12 protein-coding genes and 1 pseudogene are annotated in these 13431 nt (G+C 43.8%); 7 read left to right on the forward strand and 6 right to left on the reverse strand.

Annotated elements, in window-relative coordinates; translation table 11 throughout:
* Positions 1-174 precede the first annotated feature (174 nt).
* Positions 175-426 carry a GlsB/YeaQ/YmgE family stress response membrane protein gene (locus B4F08_RS15495; RefSeq protein WP_086210876.1) on the forward strand — a complete coding sequence of 84 codons (252 nt, stop codon included), beginning with the start codon at positions 175-177 and terminating at the stop codon, positions 424-426.
* 50 nt (positions 427-476) lie between these two features.
* Here B4F08_RS15495 and B4F08_RS15500 read toward each other — a convergent pair whose 3' ends face one another.
* Both B4F08_RS15500 and dmeF read right to left on the reverse strand, forming a co-directional pair.
* The gene (locus B4F08_RS15500) at positions 477-1178 is read right to left on the reverse strand and encodes a DsbC family protein (protein ID WP_087528464.1); all 702 of its coding nucleotides are present in this window, start codon (positions 1176-1178) and stop codon (positions 477-479) included.
* 109 nt (positions 1179-1287) lie between these two features.
* Entirely contained in the window at positions 1288-2250 is a 963-nt protein-coding gene (dmeF, locus tag B4F08_RS15505) for a CDF family Co(II)/Ni(II) efflux transporter DmeF (RefSeq protein ID WP_291375226.1), read from the reverse strand.
* 57 nt (positions 2251-2307) lie between these two features.
* Between dmeF and B4F08_RS15510 the strand changes: the two genes are divergently transcribed.
* Both B4F08_RS15510 and B4F08_RS15515 read left to right on the forward strand, forming a co-directional pair.
* Positions 2308-2574 carry a metal/formaldehyde-sensitive transcriptional repressor gene (locus tag B4F08_RS15510; protein ID WP_086210901.1) on the forward strand — a complete coding sequence of 89 codons (267 nt, stop codon included), beginning with the start codon at positions 2308-2310 and terminating at the stop codon, positions 2572-2574.
* A gap of 166 nt (positions 2575-2740) precedes the next feature.
* Positions 2741-3892, forward strand: coding sequence for an MFS transporter (locus B4F08_RS15515; protein ID WP_291375233.1), 1152 nt, complete (start codon positions 2741-2743; stop codon positions 3890-3892).
* A 74-nt stretch (positions 3893-3966) separates the two neighbouring features.
* Here B4F08_RS15515 and B4F08_RS15520 read toward each other — a convergent pair whose 3' ends face one another.
* Positions 3967-4890, reverse strand: a complete 924-nt coding sequence (locus B4F08_RS15520) for a LysR substrate-binding domain-containing protein (RefSeq protein ID WP_063454560.1) — start codon at positions 4888-4890, stop codon at positions 3967-3969.
* A 247-nt stretch (positions 4891-5137) separates the two neighbouring features.
* Between B4F08_RS15520 and B4F08_RS15525 the strand changes: the two genes are divergently transcribed.
* From B4F08_RS15525 to B4F08_RS15540, 4 genes are all read left to right on the forward strand, one after another.
* Positions 5138-6439 carry an MFS transporter gene (locus B4F08_RS15525; RefSeq protein WP_291375229.1) on the forward strand — a complete coding sequence of 434 codons (1302 nt, stop codon included), beginning with the start codon at positions 5138-5140 and terminating at the stop codon, positions 6437-6439.
* Between the two features lie 59 nt (positions 6440-6498).
* Entirely contained in the window at positions 6499-7398 is a 900-nt protein-coding gene (ttdA, locus tag B4F08_RS15530; RefSeq protein WP_062031161.1) for a L(+)-tartrate dehydratase subunit alpha, read from the forward strand.
* Entirely contained in the window at positions 7395-8003 is a 609-nt protein-coding gene (gene ttdB, locus B4F08_RS15535; RefSeq protein ID WP_062031160.1) for a L(+)-tartrate dehydratase subunit beta, read from the forward strand. Before ttdA ends, ttdB begins: the two co-directional genes overlap by 4 nt.
* 210 nt (positions 8004-8213) lie before the next feature.
* Positions 8214-9911: an NAD-dependent malic enzyme gene (locus B4F08_RS15540; protein WP_395579834.1), complete on the forward strand. Its 1698-nt coding sequence runs from the start codon at positions 8214-8216 to the stop codon at positions 9909-9911.
* Positions 9912-10069: 158 nt separating this feature from the next.
* Here the strand turns inward: B4F08_RS15540 and mnmE are convergent, their stop codons facing one another.
* The 3 genes and pseudogenes from mnmE to B4F08_RS15555 form a co-directional block, all read right to left on the reverse strand.
* Positions 10070-11425 (reverse strand): tRNA uridine-5-carboxymethylaminomethyl(34) synthesis GTPase MnmE, encoded by a 1356-nt coding sequence (gene mnmE / locus B4F08_RS15545; protein WP_291375231.1) that lies wholly within the window; start codon positions 11423-11425, stop codon positions 10070-10072.
* 99 nt (positions 11426-11524) lie between these two features.
* Positions 11525-13288 (reverse strand): membrane protein insertase YidC, encoded by a 1764-nt coding sequence (yidC, locus tag B4F08_RS15550; protein ID WP_291375232.1) that lies wholly within the window; start codon positions 13286-13288, stop codon positions 11525-11527.
* A 5-nt stretch (positions 13289-13293) separates the two neighbouring features.
* Positions 13294-13431 (reverse strand): annotated as a pseudogene (locus B4F08_RS15555) (membrane protein insertion efficiency factor YidD); the annotation flags it as partial.

A 13431-nucleotide genomic window follows, 5' to 3' on the forward strand; every position in this document is an offset into this window, starting at 1 on the left:
CAAAACTATGGGACAGCAGTGGCCGAAGGCCACTTTTTTTATTTTCACTATCACATAAGTACATAAAACATACAGTTTTTAGCAGATTCACTCTACTGCATAGTCGCATTATGCCCGATGATAATTTTGCACATGATTTAAAAACAAAGACATGATAAAAAAAGGAGTTGGCTCATGTGGTCACTTATTGTTGCTATTGTCGTAGGTTTTATTGCAGGTCTCATCGCGCGTGCCATTCATCCAGGTGATGATAAAGCAGGCTTCATTGTTACCACGTTACTGGGGATTGCAGGTTCACTCTTAGCTACCTATGGCGGTCGTTTACTTGGTCTCTATAGTGAAGGCTCGGCAGCAGGCTTTATTGCTTCAGTTATTGGGGCCATCATTATTTTATTCATCTATAACATGGTCACCAAAAAAGCCTAAAACATCCATTAAAAAAAGCACCTTTTCAGGTGCTTTTTATATTTGGACTATTATAAGCCCAGTTCACGCCACATATTTTCAATGGTGGTTGAAGGCACAGCGCCATTCACTTTAAAACCATTTGAGAAAATAACCACAGGCGTTCCTTGTAAGCCTAAGCTCTGTCCCAATTGTAAGTTACGTTCAATTGGATTAGCACACGGTTTTTTCGATGTCGGCTGAGTTCCTTTCGCAATCAAATTTTTCCACGCAAGGGCAGGGTCTGCTTCACAAAATACTTGCTTCGATGGTGCAACTGATTGTGCCTTGATGGGGTAAATAAAAGTGTAGATGGTCACATCATTCAGCTTATTCAACTCAGCCTCTAACTGCTTACAGTAAGGACAGTTCGGGTCTGAAAAAACAGCCAATTGGCGTTTCCCATTGCCTTTAACCATTTTAATGGCATCTTTTAACGGCAGCTTATTCCAATCGAGCGAATTTTGTTGCACATATAAAGCTGCACTTAAATTTTTCTGATCTTTTAAGCGCACCATTGAACCTGCAATCACATGCTCAGCCGCTTCACCTAAATACACAATTTCGCCATCTAAAGATCCGCTATAAATGCCCGACATTTCTGTTTTTTGAATATTTTGAACATTAATATTTGGATAATTCTTTTTTAAGTTGGCTTGAACACTTTCTACACTGGCCATACTCATACTTGCAATTGCACTTGTAAGTAGTGCCAAACCCAGTTTTTTTATCATCACTTTTTGCTCTTTCAATCGGAGAACCACGGCGCTAGTGTAGAGTGTATTATTCAAGCATTGAATCATTTTTTCTTATGCTTTACCGAAACCCAACATGACAGAACGATCAACCGACCAAAGTTTCACGTGGAACATCAAATAAAATAGAGTTAATCTCGACTGAAACATGAACAATTTCCTCATGAATCGACAGCATCTCACGCACCTGATCTGCACAATAATCCGATGTTGTTTCTAAAGCCAAAATACATGAAAACTTGCCTTTACCTACTTTCCAAACATGTAAATCGGTCAAAGTCGTTTGTGGTAGTTCTGCCACTACCTCGCGAATTTCTTCCACCACATGATGGTCCATTTCAGCATCTAACAAGGTTTTTCCCGTTTCTTGCATTAAGCTCCATGCCCATTTTGCCACCAATATTGACCCCACAATCCCAAGGGCAGCGTCAAGAAAATCCCAACCAAAATACTTACCAAAAATCAAAGCAATAATAGCAAAAATAGACGTCACAGCATCTGCCACCACATGCATAAATGCAGCTTTCTGATTTAAATCATGATGATGGGCATGTACTTCTGCTGCATGATCATGAGCGTGATGGTGATGGTGATGGTGATGGTCGCCATCGTGCAGCAACCATGCACAGATTAAATTAACCAATAAGCCTAAAATCGCAATTGGAATTGCTTCGTTATAATGAATTTGTACAGGCGAAAAAAGGCGTTGAATTGAGTGAAAAGCCATAAAACCTGCTACTACCATCAGCAAAATAGCACTGCTGTAACCTGCAAGAATTTCAATTTTCCATGTGCCGAAACTAAAGCGCTGATCATGGGCATAATGCCGTGCAGCACGATAGGCAAAATACGCCAAACCCAGTGCCAGCATATGCGAACTCATATGCCAACCATCTGCCAGTAAAGCCATTGATTGGAAAATCCATCCACCAATCACTTCTAATAACATCATGACTGCCGTTAAAATGGTCGCGATTAATATCCGTTTTTGGGCCAGTGGATTACCTTCATCAAAATGATGCGTGTGCTGACGTGATGGGCTATTTTGCATTTAAAATCATTCACCAATATACTCCCATACAGTATATTTATTTTTTGGAGCAATGTGTTGAGTCATTTGCATAAAGATAAAAAAATTTTAAACCGCGTAAAACGTTTACAAGGGCAAGTGAACGCTGTTGAGCACTCCATTGCGCATCCAGAAGCCAGTTGTATCGACGTTTTACAACAAGTTGCTGCCATAAAAGGTGCAGTCAATGGGCTAATGAATGAACTCGTTGAAGCCCACTTACGCCATCATGTTTTAGCACATGCAGAACAGGTCAATGAAGAAGAGTTAGCTGAGTTCTTAAAACTGCTGAAACGTTACGGCTAAGTTTTATTGCGTTCTTTTTCAAGTTTTTAGTTGACCATTTTTTCCTCAAGCCGATACACTGTTGCTCTCTATCATTTTCTTCTCACTGTTTAAACAGATCACTTGTTTTGACAGAGAGCCTCATGGCATTTGCATGACAACAACCACTTCTTGGCGTCCATTTTGCATGGTTAGCCTTGCTTTAATGATGGGAACAATGGGGACAGCTTTGGCCAGTCCGCTTTACCCCCTATACCAAGCCTTATGGCATTTACTGCCGAGCCAAATCACCTATATTTTTGTGGCATATATGTTCGGCTGTCTTGCCACATTACTCTTTCTTGGACGGACCAGTAATAGCATCGGCTATCTACGTACCTTACAAGTGGGGCTGGTATTTATCACCGTGGGATTGGTGATTTCTGTCTATGCTTCTAATGCTCTAATCCTGTCTTTGGGGCGCTTTATTATTGGTATTGCGTCTGGTTTGATGACCACTTCAGCTTTATTGGGACTAATGTATACCGTACCGAAAAGTCATCAACAAATAGCGCCACAACTGAGTTCGATGATTACCGCAGTAGGTTTTGGCTTAGGCCCGCTGATTGGTGGCCTGATTGCTCAATTTTCAGAATACCCTTTGGTCAGCCCTTATCTCCCCGTTATTCTTGGTGCTGTAGTGTGTTTCTTTGGCTTATTTTGGGTTCAATCTCCCACGTTTACAGTACAGCCCTTTAGTCTTGCTCCGAAACTACTCCGACCAGAAGTACAATATCATCAGTTGTTTTTGATTGTTGGATTTACCGCATTTAGTGCCTTTGCTGCATTTAGCTTATTTGCTTCTTTATCTCCGTCATTTGTCAGTGATATTCTGCCGTGGCATGGCCCACTCGTCAGTGGCTCAGCCATTACCAGTATTTTGATTATCTCTGCCGTGGTGCAGTATTTTGCCAGAGCCATACCTGCTAATCAGTGTCTCAACTATGGCTTAATCACCTTGATCCTAAGCCTAGGCATTTTAGCTTTGTGTATGCTGTTTCAACTGAGTATATTTTTCTTTATCAGCGATTTTTTAGTGGGAATTGGGCACGGTTTAACTTTGATTGGTGCTTTTGGTCTGATTTATACCATGACCACCACAGAAAACCGAGCGGCTGTAATGTCAACCTATCTTTTTATGGGTTATTTAGGTACGATTGTGCCCATTGTGGCTGTGGGCTATCTAGCAGATCACTTTGGATTACGTTTCGGGGTCATTAGCTTTTGCATTGCCATCGCTTTATTGTGTTTTTATCTATGGTTTGCACATAAGGGCAGTATACGTTTGGCTTCGGCATAGGAAGAGTGAAGCCAAAATCATTTGGATTTAGATCGTTCTTCAGATGCCATTTTTCAGTCGATCCTTGCTATAACTTAGGTTCTTTTCTTGTTGGCATGGGCTAAGTCAGTATGTTCATTTAAATACTGGCTTAAATGTTCTAAAAAATAGGACACTCTTGGTGAGTGCTCGAGCCGATCCATATAAATCGCATAGATATCGGCAGGCGGTGTCTCATAGTCCTGCAAGACTTGGACTAAACGACCACTTTTTAAATACTTGGCCACGTCCCATTCAGCGCGCATTAAAATACCATGGCCATCGAGTGCCCAGCCAATGGTGACTTGGCCATCATTGCTACTCAATTTTCCATGCACTTTAACTGTCTCTTCCTTATCCCCTTGAGTTAAACGCCAGTTCGCATATGCCGCATCGTTTTGTCTTAACACAATGCATTGGTGCAGGGTCAGTTCGCGTGGCGTAAGTGGCATCCCAGCTTGTGCCAAATAACGCGGAGAAGCACATAGAAGCCGTCGATTGGCCGCAATTTTTTTCGCAATTAGTCGTGAGTCTGGTACCTGCCCAAAGTGAATCGAGACATCAATCGCATCATTCGGCAGATGAATCGGACGATCGGTCAGATGTAACTGGACTTCAATATCTGGAAATTTTCGCGCAAAGTCTGAAATCGCAGGAGCAATGTAGGTTCGACCAAAACCAAACGGGGCATTCACTCGCAGCAAGCCCTTAGGGGTGGTACGACTCCGCGCCACTTGCTGTTCCATTTCTTCAATTTCTTTCAAGATTCGCGAAGCATTTTCAAAATAAATTTCGCCTTCATTGGTCAAACTGATGCGTCTGGTGGTCCGATTCAATAACCGAACCCCTAAACGCTCTTCCATTTGTGTCAGACGTCGGGACACAGCAGGGGGTGTTAAATTCAACTCACGCGCTGTTGCAACCAGACTGCCCTGTTTTATTAGTAAACAAAAAAATGCTAATTCGGTATCTGAGCTCATGATTATTCAGTTTTTTGCAAGAGTGATTTAACTTTATATCGATTCATCGGTTTTGCAAAGCCTCTAATATCGCTATCACGTTACCCCCCAAACAACATATCTCACCCAAGCAAGGAAACTTGAGTGAGTCATAAAGTCCACCGTGTAAGGACAACGGTGCACAAACGGGGAGCTTTTTCGCCAAACTCGATTGCGGTGTGACTTCGACCGAATCGGGAGGTAATCGCTACTGATATGGAGATAAGCCATGGACATGGATATCGAGAAACGGACGCTACGCAAAATCACTTGGCGTATTGTGCCGTTTATCATGATTTTATATTTAATTGCCTATATTGATCGAGTCAATATTGGTTTTGCTGCCATTACCATGAAAGAAGATTTGGGCTTTACCGCTTCGATTCTCGGTTTTGGCGCAGGAATTTTCTTTTTGGGCTATTTCCTCTTTGAAGTTCCCTCCAACATTATTTTGCACAAAGTCGGCGCTCGTATTTGGATTGCACGGGTCATGGTGACTTGGGGCATTATTGCTGGCGGGATGGCCTTTGTCGAAAGTTCAACCAGCTTTTATGTTATGCGATTTTTACTCGGTGTCGCCGAAGCAGGCTTTTTCCCTGGCATTATTTTGTATTTAAGCTACTGGTTCCCTGCACGAAACCGAGCAGGGGTAATTGCCTTATTTATGGCTGCCGCCCCTATAGCCACGGCGATTGGTTCTCCTATTTCAGCAGCATTACTGGAAATGCACGGCATCATGGGCTTAGCAGGTTGGCAATGGATGTTCCTGATTGAAGCCATTCCTGCGGTGATCCTAGGCGTCGTAGTGTTTTTCTACATGACAGATCGACCTGAAAAAGCCGCGTGGTTAAAACCCGATGAGCGTGAATGGTTGGTTAAAACCATGCAAGCAGAAGATGCCAATAAGGGGGGGCAACAGCATCACAGTATTTTACGCGGACTCGCCAATCCACGTGTGCTTGCTCTGGCACTCATTTATTTCGGTACCTCAGCGGGGCTGTATACCCTTGGCATTTGGGCACCTCAAATCATTAAAGAACTGGGTGTCAGCTCAATGACCGTCGGTCTATTGAACGCCATTCCTCCTATTATCTCTGTTGTTGCCATGATTTTGTGGTCACGTCACTCCGACAAAACCAATGAACGCACATGGCATGTGGCTTTGGCTTGTTTAACCGCAGCTGTGGGGCTCGCGATTGCAGCCAGTACTGGCAGTATGTTTGGCCTGATTGCAGCACTCACCATTGTTAATGTCGGCATCAGTTGCTCTAAACCACCACTGTGGAGCATGCCAACCATGTTTCTATCGGGTGCAGCAGCAGCGACAGGCATCGCAACCATTAACTCGATTGGGAACTTAGGCGGCTTTGCGGGTCCAGCCATAATCGGTTGGGTTAAAGATCAAACTGGAAGCTTTGCAGGCGGTTTGTATTTCGTCGCAGGTCTGCTGATTTTATCTACCGTCCTGACCCTCGTTTTAAGTTTTACTCAAAAAAATAAAGCCAATTCTGCTGAATTGAGTAATTCATGATCTTCATTTTTACCTTATTCGATATTCGAGCGAATTGAACGCTTAACAAGGAGCCTCCCATGGACAAAGAACTTGCCGTACAGTCCCTCACGGACACCATGGCCAAATTTACAGCCTATATTGGCAAACGTTTACCCAAAGATGTCAAAAGCAAACTGATTGAGCTGAAAACATTGGAAACCAACCCATTGGCCAAATCAATTTATGATTCAATGGATGAAAACCAAGAAGCAGCAGATCGACTAAACCGTCCCAGCTGCCAAGACACTGGCGTGATTCAATATTTTGTTGAAGCGGGTGCGCATTTCCCACTGTTGGGTGAGTTACAGGAAATTTTACGTGAAGCGACCGAAGAAGCGACCCGTACAGGACCTTTGCGCCACAATGCAGTTGAAACCTTTGATGAGAAAAACACAGGCACCAATACGGGCACCCAAATTCCGTGGCTAGACTGGCGCATCGTCCCTGAACAGGATACCTGTACCATCGATGTGTATATGGCAGGTGGTGGGTGTACCTTGCCAGGTGCAGCTAAAGTTTTGATGCCTGGTCAAGGCTACGAAGGTGTAGCTGAGTTCGTGATGGATGTGATTACCGAACGTGGTGTGAATGCCTGTCCACCGTTACTGGTCGGTGTCGGGGTGTCCACTTCAGTTGAAACCGCTGCACGCTTGTCCAAACTGGCCATTATGCGCCCTGTAGACTCAAGAAGTGATAACCCTCGTGCTGCACTGATGGAAGACTTGCTGGAACAAGGCTTGAATGAAATTGGCATTGGCCCACAGGGCTTAACAGGCAATAACAGCGTCATGGGCGTCAATATTGAGTCTTCGGCTCGTCACCCATCCACCATTGGCGTGGCAGTCAACACCGGTTGCTGGGCACACCGCCGTGGCAAAATTAAAATTAACCCTGATATGTCTTATGAAATTCTGTCACACGAAGGAGTTGTGCTATGAAAAAAGTACTGACCACCCCATTACGTGATGAAGACTTAGCCGATCTTAAAATTGGTGACGTGGTATATCTAACTGGACGTTTAGTTACTTGTCGTGATGTGGCACATCGCCGCTTAATTGAACAAGGTCGACAACTTCCCGTGAATTTAGAAGGCGGTGCGATTTTCCATGCTGGCCCCATCGTGCGTAAAAAGGATGATGGCGGTTTTGAAATGGTCTCCATTGGGCCCACCACCAGTATGCGTATGGAAAAATTTGAACGCGAATTTATCAAACAAACTGGGGTGAAACTGATTGTGGGTAAAGGTGGCATGGGCCCTGAGACTGTCGCAGGCTGTCAGGAGCACAAAGCAGTCCATGCGATTTTCCCTGGAGGATGTGCGGTACTGGCAGCCACTCAAGTCGAGGAAATTGAAGGCGCTGAATGGCAAGACCTCGGGATGCCTGAAACCTTATGGATTAACCGCGTCAAGGTATTTGGCCCGCTGATCATCTCGATTGATACTCATGGCAATAATCTTATTCAGCAAAATAAAACCCAGTTCCAAGCCAAAAAGAAACCAGTGCTGGATCGGATTAGTAAAGAACTGAGTTTTATTAAATAGTGCTTTACAGACAGCACATCAAACGATCCTGTTTGGTGTTGTCTATCTCTCTTTATTTTAACTCTAAGCCTGCATTTGGTCAGACACATCACAGCCAAATCAGGCATTTCTCTTCACTTGTGTCCCTATTCACCACAACGTCTCGACGTTTAATCCATACTTCTTTCAGCAGAATACGGACATTGCAATCGATGTAACGAGATCAAGCTCATGATGGATCATGTAACCATAAAAAAACCGCTCTATATTCCCTATGCAGCTCATTCACTTTTAGAACTGCCGTTGTTGAATAAAGGAGCTGCATTTTCAATACAAGAACGCAATACCTTCAATTTACACGGCCTAATTCCACACGTGATCGAAACCATTGAGGAACAAAGTCGCCGCTCCTATCAGCAGTATTTATCTTTTAATGATGACATCAACAAACATATCTATTTACGCAATATCCAAGATACCAACGAAACTCTGTTTTACCATCTGCTCAAACATCACTTAAGTGAAATGATGCCGATCATTTACACTCCAACTGTCGGTGAGGCCTGCCAACGTTTTTCCGATATTTATCGCCGACATCGTGGCATTTTTATTTCCTACCCAGATCGCGCGCATATTGATGAAATTCTACACAACGTCAACCGTAAAAATGTCAAAGTTATCGTGATGACTGATGGAGAGCGAATCTTAGGTCTAGGTGATCAAGGCATTGGCGGCATGGGGATTCCCATTGGTAAACTGTCGCTCTATACTGCCTGTGGCGGCATCAGTCCAGCCTATACTTTGCCTATTACGCTGGATGTTGGGACCAATAACCAACAGTTACGCAACGATCCGCTGTATTTGGGTTGGAACCACCCCCGTATTAGTGGCGATGAATACAATCAATTTATCGATGATGTGATTCGTGCCATTCAACGACGCTGGCCGAAGGCCCTGATTCAGTTTGAAGATTTTGCTCAGCAAAATGCCATGCCTTTACTAACTACCTACCGTGAACAAATCTGTTGTTTTAATGATGATATTCAAGGTACGGCGGCTGTAGCGTTAGCTAGCCTGATTGCAGCATCTCATGTGGTGAAAAAGCAGGTAAAAGATCAAACGATTGTTATTTTAGGTGCAGGTTCAGCAGGCTGTGGTATTGCGGAACAAATTATTGCACAAATGAAAGTTGAAGGGCTCAGCGACCTTGATGCACGCTCACGTCTTTATTTGGTGGATCGCTTTGGTTTAATGACTGAACAGCAGCCCAACTTACTCGATTTTCAAAGGAAGTTGGCTCAGCCTTTGCGTGCCATTGAGACATGGGCAAATGTAGCGCCAGAGATTTCTCTGCTCGAAGTCATTCAACATGCCAAACCCACAGTATTAATCGGAGTTTCAGGACAAACTGGCTTATTTAGCGAAGAGATTATTCGCGCACTGGCTGAAAACTGTGAACGCCCGATCGTCTTTCCCTTGTCCAATCCCACCTCTCAGGTTGAAGCGCTCCCCACAGATATTATTCAATGGACAGAGGGTAAAGCCTTAATCGCAACAGGCAGTCCATTTGCACCAGTACATCATCAAGGCCATATTTACCCCATTGCTCAGTGCAATAATGCTTATATTTTTCCTGGGGTTGGTCTAGGTGTCATTGCCGCAGGTGCGCAAAGCGTGACCGACCTGATGTTAATGGCCGCGAGTAATGCTTTAGCCAGCTGTTCACCCATGCTGAAAAACCCAGACCATGATTTACTGCCAAGTATTGATGCCATTCAGGACATCTCTAAAATTATCGCCTTGCAGGTAGGGCTTGCTGCGATACGGGAAGGGGTTGCCCCATTGATGGATGAAGCTAGCTTGCAAAAAGCCATTGAGGCGCATGTGTGGAAACCCGAATATCGAGATTACCGCCGAATTACCTTTTGATTGGCTTCTTACAGCATAGGAATCTCATAAACTTTTGTGCCAAAGAGAAGCTCAATAGCAGCACTAGCCATCCTATGTATAAAAAAGCACCCAGCCTTTAAAACTGAGTGCTTTTTTATATCCATCTACCTAAATAGGCACGATGCTAAATGTCAGCATTATTTTCCAATACAGAACGATCCAAAAATTTTCCCAAGTAAATCATCCGCACTAAAGTCCCCTGTAATTTCACCGAGGGCATTTTGCGCCAAACGGAGCGACTCTGCGACTAACTCACCTGCGTTATACACCACCAATTGTTCACGGGCTTCAGCAAGATAGAGCTGAGTGCGTTTCATTGCGTCTAAATGGCGTGTGCGCGCAATAAAGGTATCTTCTTCTGGCTGGAAGCCTGCATGCGCTGTAATCGCTTCTATGAGCGCTTGAATGCCAGTTTCTTGCTTGGCCGAAACCATAATATGACGGAAGCCGTTAAAATCTTCGATATGTGATGTTGTTTCCGTCAAATCACACTTATTGCCAATCAGCATTAAACGTTTCGGTTCAATATGCTCAGCAAAATATGCTTGCGCCAGTTTGAGTGGGTCTTCACCTTGACTTAAGTCATAAACCAAAAGTAACAGATCGGCTTGCTCAATTTCTTTAATGGCACGGCGGATCCCTTCTTTTTCTACAATATCACCTGTTTCACGCAAACCCGCGGTATCGGTTAGTGTTATAGGTAAACCATTCAGGGTAATTTTTTCATGTAAGACATCCCGCGTCGTACCTGCAATATCCGTCACAATGGCCCGTTCAATGCCCGCTAAAGCATTGAGTAGTGATGACTTACCCGCATTCGGTTTCCCTGCAATGACTACTTGTAAACCTTCACGCAACAACTGTCCCTGACGCGCTGACTGTTGTACTTGGTTCACGGCAGCCGTAACACCATCTAAAAGATTTAAAATTTTCCCGTCCGCAAGAAAATCAATTTCTTCTTCAGGAAAATCAATTGCAGCTTCCACATGCAAACGTAGATGAATCAATTGCTCCAGCACGCGATTTACTTTAGTTGAAAATGCGCCTTGTAATGAACGTACTGCAGAACGTGCAGCCGCTTGTGATGTCGCATCAATCAAGTCAGCGATCGCTTCCGCCTGTACCAAATCCAGTTTGCCATTTTCAAAAGCACGCATGGAAAACTCACCGGCTTTTGCAGCAATTGCACCAAGCTCCAACAAACGTCCCAGTAAAGCATTTTGAATCACAGGGCCACCATGCCCTTGCAACTCAACCACATCTTCACCAGTGAACGAATTCGGGTTCGGAAAACAAATCGCTAAGCCTTCATCCATCACTTCACCAGATGCATCATAAAACTGGCGAAAACCTGCAAAACGCGCTTTCGGTAAGTCCTTTTGAGTCAAGGCTTGTGCAATCTCGTACGATTTAGGACCAGATAGGCGAATGACCCCGACACCACCACGCCCAGGTGGTGTTGCAATGGCAGCAATCGTAGTTCGGTTGTACATAACATTCACCTAAAAATCTTAAAAACGCGCAAAGAAAAATCCGCCTAAGATTACCATCTTAAGCGGATTTATTCAGCTTTTCGCGAAAAGTTGCCTCGATTAGCTCGACGCACTTTCCTTATTCAAGCGATCTTTTTCAACAGATTTGTTGATCAACGTTTGTTGAATGATCGTGATACTGTTGTTGACAATCCAGTACAACACCAAGCCCGAAGGGAAGAACAGCATAAAGACTGTAAAAACAATCGGCATGATGCGGAATACTTTGGCTTGCATCGGGTCTGCAGGCTGTGGATTTAAAGACTGCTGAATGAACATGGTTGCGCCCATCAACAGCGGTAAAATAAACCACGGATCCATTGCTGACAAATCTTGAATCCAAAGTAACCATGGTGCATGACGAAGTTCAACAGACTCCATCAATACCCAGTACAATGCAAGGAAGATTGGCATTTGTAATAACAATGGCAAACAACCAGCAAGCGGATTGACTTGTTCTCGTTTATACAGTGCCATCATTTCTTGAGAGAAGCGCATACGGTCTTCACCGAACTCTTCTTTCATACGTTGCATTTCAGGTGCAATAACACGCATTTTCGCCATTGAGCGATAGCTCTTAGACGACAATGGCCACAGAATCAGTTTCACCAAGACCGTTAACAGAATAATTGCCCAGCCCCAGTTACCCACTAAACCGTGGAAGAACTCAAGACCCAAGAACAACAATTTCGCAATTGGCCATAACCAACCATAATCAACAGTTTGGTTCAAACCTGTTGCTAATTCTTTTAGCTCAGATTGAACTTTAGGGCCTGAATAGAAAGTCGCATCAATCTCAGCCACTGTTCCTGCAGGCACAGTAATTGTTGGTGAAGTAAAACCAATGATATTCATATCATCAGTCGACTTACGCGATTCTAATTTTGCAACATACGGTTGACCGTTAGCTTGCGTAAGCTTTAAGTCACCTGGAATCCAAGCACTGACGAAATAGTGCTGAACCATAGCAACCCAGCCACCTTTCGCTTCAACATTCAATTTTTCTTCATTGAAGTTAGCAAATTTCAGCTTGTTATAATGTTCATCTGGCGAACCCCAAGCACCACCTAAGAAAGTGCCCAATGTGAAAATACCTTGGTCTGACTTACCTGGATCTTCAGAGTTGTCACGTTTGAGTTGACCAAACATTTGACCCTGCCAGTTTTGACCACTGCGGTTCACCACTTTATGGTTCACAACAATAGGATAGTCACCTTGCTTGAAGGTAAAGGTTTTAATGATTTCCACACCATCCGCTGTTTTCAGTACCATCGGTACAGTTAACACTTTGATGCTTTTACCATCTTCCGTTTGAACCGCTTTAGCATCATTCAATGTATAAGCAGATTTTTCAATCTCATACATTGGGCGACCGCTACGATTACTGTCTGGACCATTAAGACCAATTAAACCAGACTGCGCCACATAAGTACGTTTCGCATCACTTTCCAGCATGACAAATGCTTCATTGCTGTCTTTGCTCTTGTCATGGTTTAACAATTCAATACGAACAATATCACCACCTTTAGGGTTAATCCAAAGATGATAAAGGTCAGTTTGTACTGAAATAAGCTGTTGATTTACAGATGCTTTAGCTTCTGTAACTGGTTGCTGAGTCGCGATATTTGCTTGTGGCATATCAGACGCTGCTGAAGCCGTTTGAGCATTTGGCAAATCTGCAGATACTTCATGCGAAACTACAGCAGCCTGTTGAGGCTGTTGCTGAGTTGCCGCATGTCCATAATCTTTTTGCCAAGCCAAAATAAGCAAATAAGCGACAACAAACATGGCCCCGAGAATGGCAAACCTGGCCCATTGTTGCATATCTATTACCCCAAGTGGTTAGAGTGATTTTGGTTCAAGAAACAATCACGAAAGGGTACAGCAAGCAGACGCTTTTGAGAATCTATTTGCTGAAAAGAGATAAAACGAATCCTTTTAGCTGGAACAGGGTCATACCCCGATCC

This window comes from Acinetobacter sp. UBA6720 (assembly GCF_002454215.1).
Taxonomy (GTDB): Bacteria; Pseudomonadota; Gammaproteobacteria; order Pseudomonadales; family Moraxellaceae; genus Acinetobacter.

Excerpts from the sequence above, each read along its gene's own strand:
- B4F08_RS15495 (WP_086210876.1), top strand. The coding sequence starts at position 175 with ATGTGGTCACTTATTGTTGCTATTGTCGTAGGTTTTATTGCAGGTCTC.
- B4F08_RS15500 (WP_087528464.1), bottom strand. The coding sequence starts at position 1,178 with ATGATAAAAAAACTGGGTTTGGCACTACTTACAAGTGCAATTGCAAGT.
- dmeF (WP_291375226.1), bottom strand. The coding sequence starts at position 2,250 with ATGCAAAATAGCCCATCACGTCAGCACACGCATCATTTTGATGAAGGT.
- B4F08_RS15515 (WP_291375233.1), top strand. The coding sequence starts at position 2,741 with ATGGTTAGCCTTGCTTTAATGATGGGAACAATGGGGACAGCTTTGGCC.
- B4F08_RS15520 (WP_063454560.1), bottom strand. The coding sequence starts at position 4,890 with ATGAGCTCAGATACCGAATTAGCATTTTTTTGTTTACTAATAAAACAG.
- B4F08_RS15525 (WP_291375229.1), top strand. The coding sequence starts at position 5,138 with ATGGACATGGATATCGAGAAACGGACGCTACGCAAAATCACTTGGCGT.
- ttdA (WP_062031161.1), top strand. The coding sequence starts at position 6,499 with ATGGACAAAGAACTTGCCGTACAGTCCCTCACGGACACCATGGCCAAA.
- ttdB (WP_062031160.1), top strand. The coding sequence starts at position 7,395 with ATGAAAAAAGTACTGACCACCCCATTACGTGATGAAGACTTAGCCGAT.
- B4F08_RS15540 (WP_395579834.1), top strand. The coding sequence starts at position 8,214 with ATGATGGATCATGTAACCATAAAAAAACCGCTCTATATTCCCTATGCA.
- mnmE (WP_291375231.1), bottom strand. The coding sequence starts at position 11,425 with ATGTACAACCGAACTACGATTGCTGCCATTGCAACACCACCTGGGCGT.
- yidC (WP_291375232.1), bottom strand. The coding sequence starts at position 13,288 with ATGCAACAATGGGCCAGGTTTGCCATTCTCGGGGCCATGTTTGTTGTC.